Raw genomic sequence first — 20,584 nt, 5'->3', positions numbered from 1 at the left:
TCCCCGCCGGAGCCGGGCCTAGCTCCCGGGGAGGCCGAGGATCAACGCCTCGAGCCGCGGCAGCACGACCTCGGCCCCGTAGCGTGCCTCGACCAACGCCGCAGCGGAGGCGACCTCCTCGGCCCACCGCCCGGCGTCGTCCGCCAGCGCGCCGATCCGCGCGGCCATCGACGCGGCATCGGCGTGGAGCCAGTCGAGGGGGTAGAGCTGGTCCGCCCCCGCCCAGGCCAGGCTGACCGGCAGCGCTCCATGGACGGCGCCGTCGGGAAGCGTGAAGTGGAAGGACTCGAAGTCGCTCGTCGACAAGGCGACGCCGACGCCCTGCCACCACGAAGCCATGTCCGGGGCGTAGCCGGAGAAGGCGACGGCGCCGGCGAGCAGGGGGTCCTCCTCGATCCGGCGGAACTGCTCCCGGAAGTAGACGGCCTCCGAACCGCGCCCCTCCATCCAGGCGTGGTCCGTGGGAAGGTGCCCCTTGAGGTCCAAGGTGAAGCGGCGGTCTTCGGCGCGCAGCAGCGCCAACACGTCGAGCGCCCGGTGCAGCCCCTTGCGGGCGGGAACCATGCCCACGAGTCCCAGGCGATGACGTGTGGCGGGATCAGGTCGTGGTGGCGCGGATGGAATGCCGACGGCGTTGGGGATCACGACGGTGCGCCGGAAGTCGATCCCGTGGTCGGCGACCACCTGCCGACGCACATGGTCCGCTACGAACACGAAGGCGTCCATGCCCTCCTCGCGGACGCGCCCGGGAAACGGCAGCGCCGCCTCCTGGAGGTGCAGGCGCGTGGTGACACGCGTGCCCGGTCCCGCATGCCGGGAGTACCAGACGGCGTTGCCGAGCGTCCACTCGCAGAACACCGCGTCCGCCCAGCGCGCGAGCGCGCCGCTGCGTTCGGCGTCGTGGCGCTGGTGCCCGCTCCACTCGTCCAACCGGACCTCATGCCCCGACGCCTCGAGATGCGCGACGAGGCCCCGGGCGAACTTCAGGTCGTGGCCGGCGACGACGATCCTCCGCCGTTCGACGAGGCCCAGGGCCCCGGCGACCCGGGGTTCCGCAGCCGCCGCCGGAGCATCCCCGGGCGATGTGGCCGCGCCGGGAACGTCGATGCCCGCCAGCAGCGCGTCCGTGCCGGAAGCAGCGATCTCCAGGCGTTGGCGCCGCGCCATGTCCCCGAGTCCGAGGGCAACCGACCGCGGGCCGACGCCGGTGGACCGCAGGACGGGCAGTCCACTCGCCATGGCCTCCCGGATCCACTGCGATGGCGGGTCGTCCACGTGCCGTGGTGCCTCGACGACGGCGGAGAAGGCGTTGAACAAGGGTGGTCGAAGGGCGTCCTCCGGCCGGGGGACGAAGGCCAGGCCGGTCCGGGATGCGAGGTCCCCCGCGGCGCGCCGCAGTCGGCGTACGTCCTGGGCCGAAGCGGTGGCCAGGGGAACAGCCTGCTCGGTGCCCATCGCGGCACACACCTCGTCCCAGGCCACGATGAGCGCGTGGAGCGCTTCCTCGCTGAAGTCCGCGGGACCCACGTTCAACCCGACGAGGGGGGTTCCGGGGGCGGCCGGAAGCCAGCGGCGGAGCTTCGGCGGCGCCGGTCGCGGAGCGAAGGCCCGCGTATCGACGACGCTTCCGATGTCCGGCACGGGAAGGACGAAGAGCGGCAGGCCGGACCCGGCCGCCAGCGCTTCCGCCACGTGTGCGGCGGGGGAGCCCGCCAGCACGGCCAAGGCGTCCTGGCCGCCGACCGTCGTCCGATCACCGGCCGGGAGGATCCGGACGTCGTGGCCGGCACCGTGGAGGGACCTGGCCCACTGGAGCGGCGGGGACAGGGGAGCAGGGCCGTCGACGGGCTTGAAGGAGGCCCCCGTCAGGGCGCGGAGCTCGCCGGGGGAGAGGTCACCGGCGTCGACCACGAGGCCCAGACGCGATCCGGCCGCCCCATCCACGGCCGTCAACGTGGCGGGCGCCGGATCAGCGGCCGGCCAGGCGAAGGCCGGGACGGAGGGCACGGGCAACCGCGCGCCGGCGCCCCGGTAGGCCGCTGCGGCCGCGTCGCCGACGAGGTCGCGGAGGCGGCGCCCCCGTTCCCTCGCGATGGCCCGGAGGCCGCTGATCCTCACGATGGTCCCGGGCCGCCGGGGAAGAGCTGGGGGATCAACGCCATGAAACGACCGTCTTGGCCAGCTCGCGTTGCTTCGCCTCGCGGATGAGCCGGGCGCCGCGGGGTTTGGATTGGCCGAGCTTCTTGGCGTAGACCGCGTACGTACTGGTGACCTCCTCGGGGTCGCCGTCCATGATCAGCTCGCCCTTCTCGAGCCAGATGGTCCGGGAGCACATCTCCTTGATCGTGGCGAGGGAGTGGCTGACGAGGAAGACGCAGCCGGCCTCCGTCCGGAGGGTGTCCAACCGGCGCCGGGTCCGGTTGCGGAACTGCGCATCGCCCGTGTTCAAGGCCTCGTCGATGATCAGGATCTCGGGGTCGACGCTCGTGGCGATCGCGAACTGCAGCCTCGCGGCCATGCCGGAGGAGTAGGACCGCAGGGGGAGGTGCAGCGAGTCCTCCAGCCCGGACAGCTCGACGATGCCCTGCCGCTTGGCGGCGACCTGCTCCTTGGTCATGCCCATGGCGAGGCAGCCCAGGGTGATGTTGTCGCCTCCCGAGAGCTGCTGGACGAGGGCCGCGTTGACGCCGAGCATGATCGGCGTGCTCGAGGCGTAGACGTTGCCGGTGGTGGGAAGGACCCTGCCGGTGAGGATCTTCATCAGGGTCGACTTGCCGGACCCGTTGGTGCCGATGACGCCGACGCTTTCGCCATGGTGGACCACGAGGCTGATCGGCTTCAGGGCCGGGACCTGGACCGTATGCGTCCCGGAGATGCCGCGGACCCTGTCCATGAGTGATCGACGTCCGGTGTCCTGCTGCTGCGAACGCACGGTGTAGGTCATCGAGACGTCCTCGATGACGACGGCCACCTCGTCGCTGATGACGGGCGGGGCGATCTCCGGCTCGTCCGGCTCGAGGTCCTCGTCGTCGATCGGTCCCTGGGAATCGCCGGTGGCCACGGGGCCGGTGTTCTCCGCAGTCATCACTTCTCCTGTCCGTAGGATTCCTCGGCCTTCCAGAACACGATGGTTCCGATGAGGAGCAGGGCGGCCGTCCAACCGCCCAGGACGAGCCAGCGCCCGGCCTCCGGAAGCGTGTCGTAGAGGATCACGTCTCGGACGATGTCCAGGACGCAGAACATGGGGTTGGCATTCATGAAGGCCATCATGAGCGGGTGGTCGGCGAAGCGGTCCGCCGAGAAGAAGACGGCCGAGAGATACAGCCAGATCCGCGTCCCGAACGAGATCAGGTGGACGAAGTCGCCGACCTGGGTGACGATCCTGGCCAGAAGCAGGCTCAGGCCGATGTTGAAGAGGATCTGCAGGGCCAGCACCGGGAAGAACAGGAGCCAGAGCCAGGAGATCGGCTCGAGCGGCGGGATGGCCAGGATCAGGATGAACATCACGGCGAACACCGGGACGTGGCTCATGAGTTCGCGCACGTTGATGGCGATCGGCAGCGTGGCCCGCGGGAAGTTGAAGGCCTGCACGATCGCCTGGTTGTTGTTGATCGACCGGGCCCCGTTGATGATCGACTGCGTGGTGAAGCGGAACATGAACACGCCGATGATGAGGTACGCGATGAAGTTCGGCACCCCCCGACCGGTGCCCAGGAGGATCCCGAAGACCAGGAAGTACGTGGCTCCGTTGAGGATGGGGTTGAGCACCATCCAGACCTTGCCCAGCGCGTCGTCGCTGTTGCCCGTGGCGATGCGTGCCCGAGAGTCGAAGAGGATGAAGGCGCGGAAGTCCCACAGTTGCTTGAGGTATCCCGCGAGCGACGGGCGGCGACCAACGCGGATCATCCCGGTCCGCTCGAGGACGTAGCGCCGCTCGGCTTCCGCCGGCTCTTCCATCTGGCCAGTCAGGCCCATCTAGCAACCCTTTCGCTGAGTAGAACACAGAGTGCCACACGGAGATCAACGCTGTGCGGTGGGTCTGCGTTCCTCACCTCTCCGGGGAGCGCGCCCGACGGAGGCCCCGGGCACTCCAGGGGGGAGCGCAGTGACGACGATTCTAGCACCGGGAAACCCCGGGGCGGGCCGCGTCGGCGCCGCGGCGGGGGACTCGTGGGATAGGGTGTTGCGTGGTCCGCACGCCTCGACGCGGACCTCCACCGGGACGCCCGCCGCGCGGCGGGGACCCGCTGATTTCCCCGCAAGCGACCGAGTAGAGGTAGTCAATGCTCAAGATCATGCCCATCTACGGCACGCGGCCGGAGGCCATCAAGATGGCCCCGATCGTCAAGGCCCTCGAGGCCTCCGAGGAATTCGAGTGCATCGTGACCGTGACGGGACAGCACCGCGAGATGCTGGACCAGGTCAATGAGCTGTTCGGCATCACTCCGGACCACGATTTGAACATCATCCAGCCACGCCAGACCCTCAACGGCGTCATGACCCGCACGATCGACGGGCTCGACGCGTTGTTCGAGCAGGAGAAGCCCGACGCGGTGATCGTCCAGGGTGACACGACGACTTCCACGGCCGGTGCGATCGCGGCCTTCTACCGGGGCATTCCCGTGGTGCACGTCGAGGCCGGCCTGCGCAGCTTCGACCTGTTCTCCCCGTTCCCCGAGGAGGCCAACCGGAAGATGACCTCGCAGATCTCCAGCCTCCACCTGGCGCCCACGACGACGAGCCGCGACAACCTCCTGCGCGAGGCCGTCACCCCGGAGGACGTCTGCGTGACCGGAAACACGGTCATCGACGCGCTCTTCGACGTCGTCGAGAAGAACGTGCCGTTCAGCGACGCCGCGTTGGAGGAGATCGCCGCCAACGGCCGCCGGCTGGTGCTCGTGACCACCCATCGCCGCGAAAACCAGGGCGAGGCCATGCGCGGCGTCGGCCGCGCCCTGGGCCGGCTCGCCGACTCCTACCCCGATGTCGACTTCGTCCTTCCCGCCCACAAGAACCCCGTGGTGCGCGAGGCCGTGCTCCCGTTCCTGGAGGGCAAGGGCAACGTGACGGTCACGGAGCCGCTCGCCTATGGCGAGTTCACCCGCCTCCTGGCCGCCTCCGACGTCGTGCTGACCGACTCCGGGGGAGTGCAGGAGGAAGCGCCCGGGCTCGGCAAGCCCGTCCTGGTGATGCGCGAGAACACCGAGCGTCCCGAGGCCGTGACCGCCGGGACCGTGAAGCTCATCGGCACCGACGAGGAGCGTGTCGTCGCCGAGGTCTCGACGTTGCTGGACGACACCGCCGCGTACGAGGCCATGGCCAATGCCGTGAACCCGTATGGCGACGGCAAGGCCGCGCAGCGCACCGTGGCCGCCATCGCCCAGCTCCTGGGCGTGGGAAGCCGACTGCCCGATTACGGAGCCTAGCCCGCGCCGGCGCGGCGGCGGCTGAGGCCCGCCGCCGCGCCGGACACCGTCCACCCCCAAGGGAGAATCCATGTCCGAGTTCCTCGTTGCCATTCCCCGGCTCGACCGCTCGTCCTTCGAGGGCCAGCTGGTGCCCCAGCGCAATCAGGACCGGCTGGCACGCATCGCCGAGGGATACTCCCGCTTCCTGGGCCCGGCCTACGGCGACGAGCCGCGGATCAGCTCCACGGCGGGCCAGGGGACCGCCGCTGTCCTGAGCTGGACGCGCACGGGCGAGCCGGAGCGCGTGCGGACGCAGGGCGACCTCTGGACCGTCACCGCCGGAACCGACGCGGGAGCCGAGCTGCTCCAGAGCCTCACGCTGCGGGGCGGACGGCTGCTCTACGAGACGCCCGTGTGGGGCCAGTACGCGACCGTCGTCGGCGAACGCTACCTCGACCGGGTCACCGCGTGGAACACCGTCCCCGCCCTCGAAGCCATCCACTACGCGGTGGCCGACGACTATGTCTTCATCAGCAACCGGCCGCTCCTGGCGGCCCTGGGCCTCGTGTCCGGCGTCCGGTCCGCCGTGCAGCTGGACCTGGGCTACCTCTCCGAATACCTGCACTTCGGCTACTCCATCAGCGGGCTCACCCCGTTCACCGGAGTGCGCACCATCCCGGCGGACCGCGCCCTGGCCGTCCGGGGAGGAGAGCCCCGGCTCGTCGACCTCCCGGCGGGGCTCACGGGATCCCTGGCTTCCCGGCACAGCGTCGAGGAGGGCGCCGAGGCGCTGGCCGATGCGCTCCAATCCGCCATGGACCGCAGCCAGGCCTCGCTCGAGGGCCGCCCGCTCCAATTGCGGATGAGCGGCGGCAAGGATTCCCGCCTGCTGCTCGGCCTGCTGCGGGGCCGGGACATCGAGGTCCGGGCCCTGACCTACGGCCAGGAAATCGACGGCGACGTGCAGCTGGCCCGGACGATGACCGCGATGACGGGGACGCCCCACAGCGTCGAGATCCCGGAGCTGGCGGCCGGGGACGCCCTCGCCGATCAGGTGGGCCGGACCGTCTTCGAATCCGGCGGCCTGCCGCCCTCGGAACCCCATACGTCCCGCTACCGGGGGGCCGATCCGCGCCGCCCCGGAGAGGCGATCATGCTCGGCCAGTGGCCGCTCACCAAGGGCGGCCTGGCCAAGCGCATGCGCTACACGCCCGAGGGCGTCGAGGACCGGGTGCTCAAGCAGGGCGGCGCGTTGTTGAACGCCTCCGCCCGGGCGCCGCACGACGAGATGCTGCGCGGCTGGCTCGCCGACGTGCAGGCGTCCAGCGACCTCGAGAAGCTCTACCTGTTCGCGCGGCAGTTCCGTTCCGGTCGCTACCTGCAGGCGCATGTGGCCCACTACTCGCGCGACGGGCAGCTCGCCTATCCGATCAGCGACGCCCAGGTCGCGGACGTGTGCGACACCCTCAGCATGCTCGAGAAGGTCTCCGAGAAGGCTCTGTTCGGTGCGCTCGGCCGGATCTGGCCCGAGGTCCTCGGGCTCCCGCTGGACCGGTCCACCTGGCGGTTCGAGTCCGGTGGCAAGGACGAGGCGTACTCGGGCGCCCTGTACGAGGCGCGTTCGACGCCGCTGCCGCCCGTCGAGGCTCCCGCGCCGTCCGGACCGCGTCGGCCCTCCGAGTTCTCGACGACGCTCGCGGTGCAGCTGGCCACGGAGATCCTCGGCAGCGACCGCGCCCCGGTTTTCGCCTCGCTCCTGAGCGATGACGTCTTCGAGGCCCTGATCCTGGCAGCGGCCGGCAACCTGGCCGTGCCGGAGGGGATGAACCGGATGGAGATGGTGAAGTACTTCTGGCGCATCTACGCCGCCGACGTGTGGCTATCGCGGGCCTGGCTGGACCTCTGAGCGCCGCCAGCGCGCCAAGCGACGCCGGCGCGCCCCCGCATGGCTACACTGTGGTCAACGCCATGCCCTCGCGCCGATCGGCGCACGAGAAGAACGGACAACCACCCGTGAAGATCGCCGTCATCGCCCTGGGCAAGATCGGGCTCCCGCTCGCGGTGCAGTTCGCTTCCAAGGGACACCACGTGACCGGGGTCGACGTCGATTCCCGCGTTGTCGCGAGCGTCGCAGCCGGGCGCGAGCCGTTCCCGGGCGAGGCGGGACTGGGGCAACGGCTGGCAGACGCCGTGTCCGCCGGCCTGCTGACCGCGACCACCGACTACGCGGAGGCGGTACCGGGCGCCGACGCCGTCGTCGTCGTGGTCCCCCTCTTCGTCGACTCCGAGGCCCGCCCCGACTTCGCCGCGATGGACGGGGCCACTCGGGAGCTCGCCCGGCACCTGACGCCCGGGACCCTGGTCTCCTACGAGACCACCCTGCCCGTGGGAACCACGCGGGGCCGGTGGACGCCGATGCTCGAGGACGGTTCCGGCCTCGAGGCCGGACGTGACTTCCACGTCGCCTTCTCGCCCGAGCGCGTCCTGACCGGGCGGGTCTTCGCGGATCTGCGCAAGTACCCCAAGCTCGTCGGGGGCCTCGACGCGACCGGGGCCGAGCGTGCCGTGGACTTCTACAACCGCGTCCTGGACTTCGACGAACGGCCCGAACTGCCGCGGCCGAACGGCGTCTGGGACCTGGGCAGCGCCGAGGCCGCCGAGCTGGCCAAGCTCGCCGAGACGACCTACCGCGACGTCAACATCGGCCTGGCCAACCAGTTCGCGCGCTTCGCCGCCGCCCAGGGCATCGACGTCCACCAGGTCATCGAGGCGAGCAACTCCCAGCCCTACAGCCACATCCACCGGCCGGGCATTGCCGTGGGCGGACACTGCATCCCCGTCTACCCGCGCCTCTACCTCTGGAACGACCCCGACGCCTCGATCGTCCGCGCCGCCCGGGAGGCCAACGCGCAGATGCCGGCCTACGCCGTCGGACTCCTGGCCGAAGCCCACGGCTCCCTCTCCGGACAGCACGTCGTCGTGCTCGGCGCCGCCTACCGCGGCGGCGTCAAGGAGACCGCGTTCTCCGGCGTCTTCCCGGTCGTCGAGGCGCTCGCCGCCGAGGGCGCCCGCGTGGGCGTCCACGATCCGCTCTACGACGACGACGAACTGCGCGCCCTGGGGTTGGAGCCCTACCACCTGGGCGGGGAGGTCGACGCCGCCATCGTCCAGACCGACCACGCCGGATACCGCGGGCTCACGCCCGGCGAGCTGCCCGGCGTGCGGACCATCGTCGACGGGCGTCGGGTGCTTGACCCCGCGCTCTGGCCCGGCGTGACCGTCCGGAGCATCGGCACCGCGCCGGGCGACGCCTCGTGAGCACCGGCGGATTCTCCGCAGCGCCCGGCGCCGACATCGCCGACGGAGTGGAGATCGGTGCGGGAACCCGGATCTGGCACCTCGCCCAGGTCCGCGAAGGCGCCGTCATCGGCGAGGAGTGCATCATCGGACGGGGGGCCTACATCGGTTCCGGCGTGAGGATGGGCCGACGCTGCAAGGTACAGAACCACGCGCTCGTCTACGAGCCGGCGGTGGTCGGCGACGGCGTGTTCATCGGTCCCGCTGCCGTGCTCACGAACGACACCTTTCCGCGGGCGGTCGCGCCCGACGGGTCGCTGAAGACCGCCGACGACTGGGAGGCCGTCGGCGTGGAACTCGGCGACGGGTGCTCGATCGGCGCCCGGGCCGTCTGCATCGCCCCCGTGAGGATCGGCCGGTGGGCCATGGTCGCCGCCGGAGCGGTCGTCGCCTCCGACGTCCCCGACTTCGCCCTCGTCGCCGGAGTCCCCGCCCGACGCCGGGGCTGGGTCGGTCGCGCCGGCCGGCCCCTGATCCAGGACGGCGCCGTCTTCCGCTGCCCCGACACGGGAGCCGCCTACCGCGAAGTCGACGGCGTCCTCATCGAAGAGAGCCAGGAGGACTAAGGGCCCATGAACCACGACTTCATCCCGGTGGCCAAGCCCGTCATCGGGGACGCCGAACGCACCGCCGTCGACCGCGTGCTCCGGTCCGGCATGATCGCCCAGGGACCGGAGGTCGCGGCGTTCGAGGAGGAGTTCTCCGCCGAACTGCTCGACGGCCGCCCTGCGGTGGCCGTCAACTCCGGGACCTCCGGCCTGCACCTGGGGCTCCTGGCCTCCGGGATCGGACCGGGCGACGAGGTCATCGTCCCGTCGTTCACCTTCGCCGCCACCGCCAACGCCGTGGCCCTGACCGGGGCCACGCCGGTCTTCGCCGACATCGACCCCGCCACCTACTGCCTCGACGCGCATCATGCCGCCTCGCTCGTCACCCAACGCACCCGCGCCATCATGCCCGTGCACCTCTACGGACAGCCGGCGGACATGGACGCGTTGCTCCGCCTCGCCGTTCTGCACGGCCTGGAGATCTTCGAGGATGCGGCCCAGGCCCACGGCGCCTCCTGGCGCGGCCAGCCCGTGGGGACGTTCGGTGCGTGGGGCGTCTTCAGCCTGTACCCGACGAAGAACATGACCAGCGGGGAAGGCGGAATGGTCGGCGTCGCGGACCCGGGGATCCAGCGTCGACTCCGGCTCCTGCGGAACCAGGGGATGGAAGCCCAGTACCGGAACGAACTCGTCGGGTTCAACAACCGGATGACCGATCTGCACGCAGCCATCGGCCGAGTGCAGCTTGAACGCCTCCGGGACTGGACGGCGAGCCGCAGGGCCAACGCCGCCTACCTCGATGCCCACCTCGAGGGCGTGGGAACGCCACGGGTGACCGAGGGCGCCACCCACGTCTACCACCAGTACACGATCCGTTTGGACGGCGCGTCCGCCGGGGACCGGGACCGCTTCGTCGCGGCGCTCAAGGAGGAGCACGGCGTCGGCTCGGGGGTGTACTACCCGGTTCCGACGCACCAGCTGCCCTCCTTCCGGGTCTCCGCCGAGCTGCCTCACACGGCCGCGGCCGCGGCCCAGGTCCTGTCCCTCCCGGTCCACCCGTCCCTGGACGATGGCGACCTTGAACGCATCGCCGGGGCCGTCAACACCGTCGCACGGGCCGGCGCATGACGCCCCTGAGGGTCGGGCTCGTCGGGCTCGGCATGATGGGCCGACACCACGCCCGGGTCCTCCGCGCCCTGGACGGCGTCGAACTCGTCGCCGTCGCCGACGCCACCGGCGACGTCCACCAGGCGGCCCCGGGCGTCCCGCTCCATCCGGACGTCGAGGGCCTGATCGCCCACGGCATCGACGCGGCGGTCTGCGCCGTGCCGACGGGCCTGCACGAACAGGTCGGACTTCGCCTCGCGGAGGCCGGGGTGCACACGCTCTTCGAGAAGCCCGTGGCCGCCGGCGTCGACGAAGGGCGCCGGCTCAGGACCGCGTTCGAGCAGGCGGGACTTGTCGGCGCCGTCGGCCACATCGAACGCTTCAACCCCGCGGTTCAGGAGCTCAAGCGCCAGCTGGCGGCCGGAGAAATCGGCCGCGTCGTCCAAATCGCCACCCGCCGCCAGGGCCCCTTCCCGGGCCGGATCGCGGACGTCGGCGTCGTCAAGGACCTGGGAACACACGACATCGACCTGACGGCCTGGCTGGGTGGCTCACCGTACGCCTGGGTCGCCGGGCACACGGCCCGCGCCACCGGACGCAGTCACGAGGACCTGATGGCGGCCACGGGTGCGCTCGCCGACAAGACGGCCGTCAACCACGTCGTCAACTGGCTATCGCCCTTCAAGGAGCGCATCGTCGTCGTCACGGGGGAGGGAGGGACACTGGTCGCCGATACCGTCGCGACGGACCTGACCCTGCATGAGAACGGGGTGGTCAAGACCGAGTGGGACGCAATCGCGATCTCCCGCGGGGTCAGCGAGGGCCGGGTCATCCGGCTGGCCTTCCCCAAGGCCGAGCCGCTCAGGATCGAACTCGAGGCCTTCGTCCGCGCCGTGAACGGCGACGCGACCGGCATCGTCGGCCTGGGCGAGGGCGTCGCCACGCTGGCCGTTGCGGAGGCCGTCCTCCGTTCCGCGGAGACCCGCCGCGTCGTCGAGATCGCCACGGAGGGAACCGGCGCATGAACCCCACACCGAACGGCGCGTTGCGCACGACCGTGTCCCGCCTTCTGCCGCGCCGGCTCAAGAGCGGACTGCGACGCCGGCTCCTGCGGTTCCTGGATGCCGTCCCCGCGTCCGCGCTGCCCCCGGCGGGCGCCGTGCCGACCGGGCCACGTCAGGTGCCGGGGCCCGCGGCCGCCGATCTGGTCGATCCCGCACTCGTCGGCGCGAGCTACACGAACGACGAGGTGATCACCTTCCTGGCCCTCGAGAACGCCTACCTCAAGGGGCAGCGCTCGGCGGCCCTTCGGGAGGCGGGTCGGCAGGCCTGGGATGCGCGGGCGATCGAGGACGACGAGGACGGAGCGCACGCCGCCGAGCTGGCCGCAGAATACGTCCGGGGCCAAAGGGAGGACGACGCGCGGGAACGCCATCTCGTGGTCAGCAACGCCTATCCGGACGTCGGGAACGAGTACGGCAACGGGTTCGTCCACCGCCGCGTCAAGCACTACCAGTCCGTGGGCGCCGCCGTCGACGTGGTCATCATCGGTCCCGCGCTGGAGCAGAGGATCTACGCCTACGACGGCGTGCGGGTGCTCTCCGGCAAGGGCCCCGAGCTCGGGGCCGTCCTCGCGGCCACGGAGTACGCGGGAGTGAGCGTCCACTTCCTCAACGCCCAGATGTGGTCCTGGCTCGTTCCGGCGCTTCCTCGGCTCAAGCTGCACGTCTTCCTCCACGGCTATGAGTGCTGCCACTGGATCAGGCGCATCTTCAACATCGCGCCGGCACGCCATTTCGACCGCCACATCCAGCGCACCCTGGAACTCCAACGATTCTGGCAGGACGTCGTCGCCCACCCCCACGGCCCGGCCAACTACGTGTTCGTCTCCGAATGGCTGCGGCGCGCGGCCTCAGACGACATGGAGGTCGCCTTCCCGGCGGCGAAGTCCCATGTGCTGCACAACGTCGTCGACACGCGACTGTTCTCCTACGTTCCGAAGCCGCCCGAGCAGCGCTTCAGGCTGCTCTGGGTCCGTAGCGCGGCCAACCGGAACTACGGCAGCGACATCGCGGTGCAGTGCCTGCGGGAGCTCTCACGCTCACCTCACTGGGAGCGGACGAGCGTCACCGTGATCGGCGATGGACGCTACTTCGACGAATTCTTCGACGCCTTCGGGGACGACCCCCGCGTGGACATCCAGCGCCGCTTCGCCTCCCAGGAGGAGATCGCGGCCCTGCACAAGGACCACGGGATCCTTCTGGTCCCCACGCGCCTCGACTCCCAAGGCGTCTCCCGGGACGAGGGAATGGCCTCGGGGCTCGTGCCGGCGACCAACCTCGTTGCCGCCGTCCCCGAGTTCGTCGACGGCGATTGCGCCGTGCTGGCGCCGGCCGAGGACGGGACGGCGCTTGCGGTCGGCATCGTGGGCCTCATGGACGATCCCGGGCTGTTCCAGAGGATGTCCGAGGCCGCCTACCGACGGGCATCGGCCCAATCCGGGCAGGCGGCGTCGGTCGAGCGGGAACTGGAGCTCATGGGCATGGCCCCGTCGAAGACCGGAGGGCGGACGTGAAGTTCCTGATCTTCATCGACGAGCCCGGACCGGCCGACGGAATGGTGGTCGGCTCGCTGATTCGCGAGGGGCACACGGTGCATGCCTTCAACACCGGCGGATGGTGGATGGCCGGCGGTTCGCCCGCCCCCACCTGGCTGCAGAACCCGAGGCTCGGCGCGTCCCATCTGGCCACCGCGTACTTCACCCGGTTCATGGAGGCGGAAGGCATCGACCTGGTGCTGAGCTCCGGCGCCTCGGCCGGGGCCTTCGCGGCCACCCACATCGAGCGGACGTTCCTGCCGCTCGTGTGGAGGCGCGAGCTCGACTTCTCTGCCAGCTCCGGCCCGCGGGCGGCGGCCCTGAACCGGCTGCTGGCCGCGGCGGACCGTTTGCTGCTGGAAGACGAGTGGGAGATGGACAAGGCGTGCATCAAGGGCTCCCGCGCGGCCCATCTGTTGATGCCCTACCCCGTCTTGCCCGACGTCCCCGTCCTTGATCGGGGGGCCGAGCGGGCACGGGTCGCCCTGATCCACCCGGATGACATGGATGCGGAGCGGCTCGAGGTCGTGACCAGCGCGCTCGGCCGGATCGTGGGGAATCAGGGAGCCGAGACGACGTCCCTGGGCATGTCGGCACTTTACGGGCGCCGCAGCCTCGAGGGCCGACGGGACCTGCAACGCACCCTGAAGTCCCGGCTGGCCGGGGCCACGCACGTCGTCCTCGTGGGCAGTTCTCCACACACCGGGGCCGTCCTGGCGGCGCTGCGGCACGACTGGGACCGGGTCTTCGCGGAGAACACGATCTCGATGGAGTACGTGGGGCGGGCGACGGGTTTCGCGCAGCGGGCCCGCGGTACGGCCCTTCTGGGACTCGTGAACGACTCGCTCGCGGCCTTCGGGCAGGACGCCGGCGACGCCGTGAACGGCCAGCGGCCGGACGCTGCCACGGACGAGCAGGCCGCAGTCCCGGCCGGCCAGGGCTTCGGGGAGCGGCTGCTCCACGCCGCCGGCCGCCAGGTGGTGCCGGGCTACGAGGAACTGGCCGGGCTTCAGGACGATGGCCCCGTCAACGTGTACTTCGCGGCCGCCCCCCTGCAGGACCGCTCCAACGGTGCCCGGCCGCAGCGCATCCGCAACATGGCCGCGGCCATGGAAGCGGAGGGGCCAACGGTCCGCCTGCTCTCCGACCCCGGGCAGTTCCGCCGGCGCGTGGGCGCCCTCCGTGCCGCCTTCGCCGCCGGCCGGCCCGCCGGACTGTTCTACGGCGAGAACTCGACGTCCCCCATCCCGCATGACGAGGTCATGCGGGAACTGGGCGGATTCCTTCCCGAGTTCCGAGCCGCCGGCGGCCGCTCGCTGTGGTTCGTCCGGGACCTGCATTGGCTCGACGACGAGCTCGGCATGGACGGCGCCGGCGCCGGCGAGGCCGGGAACCTGCGCGAGCGGGGCCTTCGAGAGCTCGGACACGTCGGTGGTCAGGCCGACCTGCTGGCCGCACCCAGCACCGCGTCGATGCGGGGATTCCTGGGCCTGCTGCAGGGACACCCGCACCCGGACGTTCCCTGGATCCCCCTGCCCCCGGCCGTGGCCCGGGAGAACGTCGTCGACGCCGCCGCCATCGCCCCGAGCGGTCCGGGCGTCACCTTGCTCTACGCGGGCGGGATCGGCACGCTCTATTCGATGCCCGGCTACCTGTCGGCCCTGGCGCTCCTGCCGCGCGAGGGGTACGTCTTCGATTTCCTCGTCCGCAGGGACGAGGCGCCGGCGCTCGCCGCCGCGCTCGGGCACGCGGGACTCACCGACGATCCCCGGGTGCGTGTCCTCCACGGGGACCTCGAGTTCTACCTGCCCGAGACGGAGCGCTGTCTCGGCGTCGTCCTGCTCGAGAGCAGCTATGCCTCCTTCAGCTTTCCGTACAAGACCATGAGCATGATCGAACGGGGGTTCCCGATCCTGACCTACCGGGACTCCGCCATCGCCCCGTTCGTGGAGGAGAACGGCATCGGGACCGCGTGCGGGCGGGAAGCGGAGGAGATCGCCGAGGCCGTGGTTGGACTCTCCGAGCGGCAGGACGTCGACTTCGACGCGGTGCGTGGGGCGCACTCGTGGAGAGCGCGCCTCGCCGAAGCCGCCCGGGCGCTTCGACCGGGCGACGCCTAGTCGTTCCGGGCCAGCACCGCGTCGCTGAGCGCCGGCCAGGCCTCGGCCGCCCACGGACCGAAGTCACGATCGGCCAGCGCCACGCACGCGAGCCCGGCCGCGGGGTCGACCCAGAGGAAGGTCCCCGACTGGCCGAAGTGGCCGAACGTGGCGGGAGAGTTCCGCGAGCCCGTCCAGTGCGGCGTCTTCTCCGCCTTGAGCTCGAAGCCGAGGCCCCAGTCGTTCCGGGCCTGCCGGCCGAAGCCCGGCAGGACGCCGGCCGTCCCCGGGTACTGCACGCTCGTGGCCTCCGCCAGCGTCTGCGGCGCCACGAGCGTGGGGGACTGGAGCTCGGCGGCGAAGCGCAGCAGGTCATCCACCGTCGAGACGCCGTCGGCGGCCGCGGAACCCCGGAGGGCGGAGGACGCCATCCCGAGCGGCTCGAACACGGCCTCGGCCAGGTACTGCGCGAATCCGATCCCGGTGGCCTCCTCGACGGCGGCGGCGAGGGCGTCGAAGCCCGTGTTGGAGTACAGCCGCCGGGCGCCGGGGGCGAAGCGGACGGTCTCGGAGGCGAAGTCGTAGCCGCCCGTGTGGGCCATCAGGTGCCGCACGCTCGCCCCCTCGGGACCGGCCGGCGTCGCGTACTCGAGAGCGCCCTCCTCGACTGCCACGAGCACGGCGTAGGAGCTCAGGAGCTTGGTGACGGAGGCCAGCCGGAACGGCTCGGTGGTGGGCCCGCGGCGGGCCAGGACGGTCCCGTCCGCGGCGACGACGCCGGCCGCGGCGTGGTCGACGGGCCAGCCGTCGATGAGGTTCAGCGCGTCCATGTCTTCCCTTCGTAGTGGCGGGCCAGGCGGGCGTAGCCCTCCTCGATGCCGATCCGCGGCGTCCAGTCCAGGACCTCGCGCGTCGTGCGCTGGTCGAACCAGTGCGCCGTGGAGAGCTGTTCCGCGAGGAAGCGCGTCATCGGCGGCTCGTCGCGCACCCAGCCCCGGGATCCCGCCGCATCCCAGACGCGTTCGATGACGGAGCCCGCGCCGCGGGCGAGCCAGCCGGGCACGCTGCGCACGGGCACGGGAACACCGCCGGCCCGGCAGATCTCGGCGATGAGCTCGCCGACCGGACGGGGCTCCCCGTTGGTCAGGACGAGGGCACGCCCGTGGGCGGCGTCCAGGCGGTCGAGGCAGCGCACGATCCCGTCGACCGCGTTGTCCAGGTAGCTCGTGTCGATGAGCGCCCGCCCGCCGTCCAGCAGCGGCAACCGGCCCGCCGCGGCCCGGGCGAGGACCCGCTCCACGAGCTGGGTGTCGCCGGGTCCCCAGACGATGTGCGGCCGGATCGCCGCGACGCGGAAGCCGCCGGAATCGGCGGCCAGGGCCAGTTGCTCGGCGGCGGCCTTGGAGCGTGCGTAGTTCCCCCGGGCCCGTTCCGGATCCGCCGGTCCGGCCCCGCCGCCGGCGATGGAGTGCCCCGCATGGGCGACCGAGGGCGAGGAGACGAACACCATGCCCGAGGCACCCGCGTCGCGGGCCGCGGCCAGGAGCGTGCGCGTGCCCTCGATGTTGATCCGCCGGTATTCGTCCCACGGCCCGGAGACGGAGACCCTGGCCGCGAGGTGGACGACGGCCTCCTGCCCGGAGACCGCCCGGGCGACGGCGCGCGGGTCCTCGAGCGATCCGAGGACCTCGGCGGGGCCGTCGAGTCCCGCCGGCCGGCGCTGGAACACCGTGACGTCGTCGCCCCGGTCGGCAAGGACGCGCGCCACCGAGCCTCCGAGCAGCCCGCTGGCTCCGGTGACGAGGACCCTCACGGCGTGCCGATCCCGCCGCCGCCGAGGGCCTTCCCGCTCCACGCGGCGAGCGCCGTGCGGTCGATCTTGGAGTTGTGGCGGATGTCGGTCGGCAGCGAGGGCACGGCGAGCACGGCGGCAAGCTCGAGCCCGGTACCGTTCGCGACCGCGGCGCGGACGCTGCGGGTGAGGTCACCCGGCGCCAATCCAGGCCGGGGGGCGGGCGGCGTCGTCTCGACGACGGCGACGGGCACCTGGGCGCCCGCCGGTCCCACCCCGACGACGGCGGCGCGAGCCACCTCCGGCACCGCTTCCGCGTGCTGCTCGGCGGCGACGGGGGTCCGGACCCCGGAGGCGGTCGTGAGGACGTGTCCGAGGCGTCCCTCGATCCAGAGCCGTCCCTCGGCGTCGAGGTGCCCGACGTCGCCCGTGCGGTGCCAGCCCGGCAGGGACGAGGCGGCCCGCTCGGTGTGCCAGAGCCGGTCGTAGCGCTCCTTGACGTGCGGGGCCGCGACGAGGACCTCGCCCGTGGTCCCGGGAACGGTGGTTGATTCCCCGGTGGCGCGCCCGGCGTCGTCGAGTCCCGCGACCGCGACCGCGACGCCGGGGAGGGGCCGGCCGACGCAGACGCCGTTGCCCTGGCCGGCGGCCCGGATGCCGGCGAGGTCGATGTCGGTGACGGGCAGGGCCTCCGTCATGCCGTACGGCGTGTGGAGCGCCGCCGCGGGCACAAGCGGCTGCAGCCGCGCCAGGAGCGGCTCGGGGATCGGGGCCCCGGCGGAGAGGAGCAGGCGGACCCGGCCGAGCGCCTCCCGGCCGGCCGCGTCGAGGCCGTCGGCGGTGGCCTGGACATTGGCCAGCGCGGCGGGAGAGGCGAAGACGATCGTCGCGTCGATGGCCGCGGCGGCCTCGGCCAGGGCCGAGGCCGTGAGGGTACGCGGAGCGGTGACGTCCATGTCGGGGGTCACCGACGTGGCCCCCAGCGCGGGGCCGAGGAGGGCGAAGGGGGCGAAGCCGGCGACGAGTCCCTCGCCCTCGCGGATCCCGTAGCCGTCCTTGAGCGTGTCCCGCATGGCGGCGAGCCGGCGGTGCGTGTAGACGACGCCCTTGGCCGGTCCCGTGGAGCCCGAGGTGAACAGCACGGCCGCGTCCGCGTCCGGGGCGGGAACGTCGAAGTCGAGTCTGCCGCTGGCGGACTCCTCCCGCGCTCCGGACTCGAGGAGCTCACCGAGCGTGTGCTCGATCCCGAGCAGGCGGCGCTTGGCGGACGAAGGGCTCCCGAGCCCGATCCGGCGGCCGGGCCAGCCGAGGGCCCGTGCGCCGGCCAGGGCGCGGTCGATGCCGACGAGGTAGGCGGGGCCGGCACCCGTGATCGCGCGGCCGAGGCCCCGTGTCCCCAGGCCCGCGTCGGCCACGACGATGACGGCGCCGAGCCTCAGGCAGGCGTAGATGAGGCTCGTCAGCTCGATCCCGGGCGGGACGAGGAGGCTGACGCGGTCGCCGGGCCGGACGCCGGCGGCGCGCAGTCCAGCGGCTAGATGGTCCACGCGGCGGACCAGGCCGGCCCAGTCGAGGGACACGGGGCCCTCGGGAGTCATGTCGACGACGGCGGTGCCCGCCTCCGAGCGCCGGGCGTCGAGCTCCGCGGTCATCGGGACGTAGTCCGGGACGACGCCGGGGCCCCCCGGTGCCGCGGGAGCCGGGGCGGAGACCGCCAGCCACTCGAACACGGGCGTGCCGAGGTCCCGGTCCTCGATCAGCAGGTGGCCGGCGCCCTCGAAGCGGTGGACGTCGGCGTGCGGGAGGCGGTCCATGAGGTCGCGGAGGTAGCGGTCGGAAAAGACCGGGTCGCGGGGGCCCCAGAGGAGCAGGGCCGGCACGTCGAGCGAGCGCACGCCCCCGGCGATCTCCTCGAGGGCCGCCCAGCTGGGATGGCCCGGCGCCGCCGGGATGTCGGAGACGAAACGTCCGACCCCCTCGCGGCGTGCCGCCGTGCGGTAGGGGGCCAGGTAGGCGCGCCGAACCGCCGGTTCGAGCCGCGGGCTGGCCAGGGCATGGGTGACGTCGAGGAACGCGGTGCTCGTTGTGGTGCCCCAGCGGTGCAGCGCCGGATGCAGGGCGGGACGGAGGACCGCCGGCACGTCGTAGCCCGCCGGGTGCACGGCCGTGTTGGTCAGGACGACGCCGGCCAGCTGCTCCCGGTGGCGCAGGGCCCAACCGAGCGAGACGAGGCCGCCCCAGTCGTGCCCGGCGGTGACGACGGGCCCCTCGAGTCCCAGCGCGGCGGTGAGGTCGGAGAGGTCGGCGACGCGGTCGGCCAGGCGCCGGAAGGCCCCGGTGCGCTCGGAGAACCCCATGTCGAGCTGGTCGACGGCCACGACGCGCCAGGGCCGGGCGGCGTCGGTGCCGGCGGCGAGGAGGGAACGCCACAGGTAGGACCACGTGGGATTGCCGTGGACGCACAAGAGCGTGCCGGCAGGCTCGACGCCCCGTGCGCGCAGTTGCTCGAGGTTATCGAGCACGTGCCAGCGGTGCGAGCGCCCGCCCGCCGGGCCGCCGGAAGCCGCCGCGGTGGAGGGGACCTCGACGATCCGGGACCAGGCCGGATCGACGCCGGGCCAGGGGCCGGCCGTGGGCGCTGCTACCACGCGAGCTCCATCATGGCCGTGTTGAGGCCGGAGCCGACGCCCATGCACAGCACGCGGTCGCCGGGGTTCAGCGTGCCCGCCTCCTGGGCGAGGGTCATCGGGAGCGAGGCCGGGCCGACGTTGCCCCACTTGGGGAACGTGATCGGCACGCGCTCGCGGACGAGGTCCACGGCCTTGATGATGGCGTTGGTGTAGGAATTGGAGACCTGGTGCGTGACGTAGCGGTCCATGCCGCGCCAATCCCAGCCCGTCGAGTGCGCCTCGTTCCACGCGTCCACGACGAGCTCGAGGCCGTTGTCCAGGAGCCCCTTGGTGTCCGTGTGCATGCCGTCGGGACCGCCCACGCACAGCTCGTGGTGCTGCGTTCCGGCGCGCGAGACGCCGCCGAGGATGCGGTGTGATCCGGGATGGTCGTCCGCCGGGCCGATCACCGCGGCGGCCGCCCCGGAACCGAGGGTCAGGGTCGCGAACTCGCGCAGGTAGTCCTCGCGCGTGGAATCATTCCGGTTGAGGCGGTCGAACGTCGGTTCCTGGGCGATCCGCGAGTCCTCGCCGGCGACGATGAGGGCGTAGCCGATCTGACCGGAGTCGATCATGTTCGCGGCGAGCGTCATGCCGTTGACGAAGCCCAGGCACGCGTTGGCCAGGTCGAAGTTGAGGGCGGAGGAGGGGAGCCCGAGGCCGTTGTGGATCTTCACGGCCACGGAGGGTTCGAGGTTCCGCCGCGTCACCGAGGTGTTGATCAGCAGCCCGACCTGGGAGGCCTCCACCCCGGCCTCGGCGAGGGCCTTGGCGCCCGCCTCGGTCGCCGCGTCGTCGAAGCCGGTCCCCGCGGGCCACCAGCGGCGCTCGCTCACGCCCGCGACCCGCTCGAGCAGGCGCTTGGACAGGCGGAGGCGCTTCAGGCTGGGTTCGAGCCGACGGTCGAACTCCGCGGACGTGACCACCACCGGCGCCTCGACGCTGGTGACGGACAGGATCGCCGCGTTCTGGTGCCGGAACGTCGCATTTCCGCTCAATCTCTACCTT

The 20,584-nt window shown here is 72.1% G+C and carries 14 protein-coding genes and 1 pseudogene; 8 read left to right on the top strand and 7 right to left on the bottom strand.

Going from position 1 to position 20,584, the window contains the following annotated elements; translation table 11 throughout:
* Positions 1–18: 18 nt before the first annotated feature.
* The 3 genes and pseudogenes from AC0QR5_RS04515 to AC0QR5_RS04505 all read right to left on the bottom strand — a co-directional run bounded on the left by AC0QR5_RS04515 (position 19) and on the right by AC0QR5_RS04505 (position 3,975).
* Positions 19–2,118: a glycosyltransferase family protein gene (locus tag AC0QR5_RS04515; RefSeq protein ID WP_329860821.1), complete on the bottom strand. Its 2,100-nt coding sequence runs from the start codon at positions 2,116–2,118 to the stop codon at positions 19–21.
* Between the two features lie 34 nt (positions 2,119–2,152).
* Positions 2,153–2,812, bottom strand: a pseudogene (locus AC0QR5_RS04510) (ABC transporter ATP-binding protein); the annotation flags it as partial.
* A 272-nt stretch (positions 2,813–3,084) separates the two neighbouring features.
* Positions 3,085–3,975: an ABC transporter permease gene (locus AC0QR5_RS04505; RefSeq protein WP_329860818.1), complete on the bottom strand. Its 891-nt coding sequence runs from the start codon at positions 3,973–3,975 to the stop codon at positions 3,085–3,087.
* Between the two features lie 308 nt (positions 3,976–4,283).
* On the opposite strand from AC0QR5_RS04505, the gene wecB reads away from it, so the two are divergent.
* The 8 genes from wecB to AC0QR5_RS04465 all read left to right on the top strand — a co-directional run bounded on the left by wecB (position 4,284) and on the right by AC0QR5_RS04465 (position 15,136).
* Positions 4,284–5,426, top strand: a complete 1,143-nt coding sequence (gene wecB / locus AC0QR5_RS04500) for a non-hydrolyzing UDP-N-acetylglucosamine 2-epimerase (RefSeq protein ID WP_329860816.1) — start codon at positions 4,284–4,286, stop codon at positions 5,424–5,426.
* Between the two features lie 70 nt (positions 5,427–5,496).
* Positions 5,497–7,314, top strand: coding sequence for a hypothetical protein (locus AC0QR5_RS04495; RefSeq protein WP_329860815.1), 1,818 nt, complete (start codon positions 5,497–5,499; stop codon positions 7,312–7,314).
* 107 nt (positions 7,315–7,421) lie between these two features.
* Complete coding sequence (locus tag AC0QR5_RS04490) at positions 7,422–8,726, top strand: nucleotide sugar dehydrogenase (protein WP_329860919.1); 1,305 nt, start codon at positions 7,422–7,424, stop codon at positions 8,724–8,726.
* Positions 8,723–9,331 (top strand): acyltransferase, encoded by a 609-nt coding sequence (locus AC0QR5_RS04485; RefSeq protein WP_329860814.1) that lies wholly within the window; start codon positions 8,723–8,725, stop codon positions 9,329–9,331. The genes AC0QR5_RS04490 and AC0QR5_RS04485 overlap by 4 nt, the downstream gene beginning before the upstream one ends.
* 6 nt (positions 9,332–9,337) lie before the next feature.
* Positions 9,338–10,441 carry a DegT/DnrJ/EryC1/StrS family aminotransferase gene (locus AC0QR5_RS04480; protein ID WP_329860813.1) on the top strand — a complete coding sequence of 368 codons (1,104 nt, stop codon included), beginning with the start codon at positions 9,338–9,340 and terminating at the stop codon, positions 10,439–10,441.
* Positions 10,438–11,445, top strand: a complete 1,008-nt coding sequence (locus AC0QR5_RS04475; protein ID WP_329860812.1) for a Gfo/Idh/MocA family oxidoreductase — start codon at positions 10,438–10,440, stop codon at positions 11,443–11,445. Before AC0QR5_RS04480 ends, AC0QR5_RS04475 begins: the two co-directional genes overlap by 4 nt.
* On the top strand, positions 11,442–12,995 hold the full coding sequence (locus AC0QR5_RS04470) for a glycosyltransferase family 4 protein (RefSeq protein WP_329860811.1): 1,554 nt from the start codon (positions 11,442–11,444) through the stop codon (positions 12,993–12,995). Before AC0QR5_RS04475 ends, AC0QR5_RS04470 begins: the two co-directional genes overlap by 4 nt.
* Positions 12,992–15,136, top strand: a complete 2,145-nt coding sequence (locus tag AC0QR5_RS04465; RefSeq protein WP_329860810.1) for a hypothetical protein — start codon at positions 12,992–12,994, stop codon at positions 15,134–15,136. The genes AC0QR5_RS04470 and AC0QR5_RS04465 overlap by 4 nt, the downstream gene beginning before the upstream one ends.
* On the opposite strand, the gene AC0QR5_RS04460 is transcribed toward AC0QR5_RS04465, so the two are convergent.
* The 4 genes from AC0QR5_RS04460 to AC0QR5_RS04445 are packed head-to-tail and all read right to left on the bottom strand — an operon-like array spanning position 15,133 to position 20,574.
* The gene (locus AC0QR5_RS04460; protein ID WP_329860808.1) at positions 15,133–15,945 is read right to left on the bottom strand and encodes a serine hydrolase domain-containing protein; all 813 of its coding nucleotides are present in this window, start codon (positions 15,943–15,945) and stop codon (positions 15,133–15,135) included. The genes AC0QR5_RS04465 and AC0QR5_RS04460 overlap by 4 nt on opposite strands.
* Complete coding sequence (locus AC0QR5_RS04455) at positions 15,933–16,928, bottom strand: NAD-dependent epimerase/dehydratase family protein (RefSeq protein ID WP_329860806.1); 996 nt, start codon at positions 16,926–16,928, stop codon at positions 15,933–15,935. Before AC0QR5_RS04455 ends, AC0QR5_RS04460 begins: the two co-directional genes overlap by 13 nt.
* Positions 16,925–19,555 (bottom strand): alpha/beta fold hydrolase, encoded by a 2,631-nt coding sequence (locus AC0QR5_RS04450; RefSeq protein ID WP_329860804.1) that lies wholly within the window; start codon positions 19,553–19,555, stop codon positions 16,925–16,927. The genes AC0QR5_RS04455 and AC0QR5_RS04450 overlap by 4 nt, the downstream gene beginning before the upstream one ends.
* Positions 19,549–20,574, bottom strand: coding sequence for a 3-oxoacyl-ACP synthase III (locus AC0QR5_RS04445; RefSeq protein WP_329860803.1), 1,026 nt, complete (start codon positions 20,572–20,574; stop codon positions 19,549–19,551). Before AC0QR5_RS04445 ends, AC0QR5_RS04450 begins: the two co-directional genes overlap by 7 nt.
* Positions 20,575–20,584: the final 10 nt, after the last annotated feature.

This window comes from Arthrobacter sp. J156 (genome assembly GCF_056172865.1).
The sequence above is the reverse complement of the archived record's forward strand: the minus strand, read 5'-3'. Positions and strand labels throughout refer to the sequence as shown.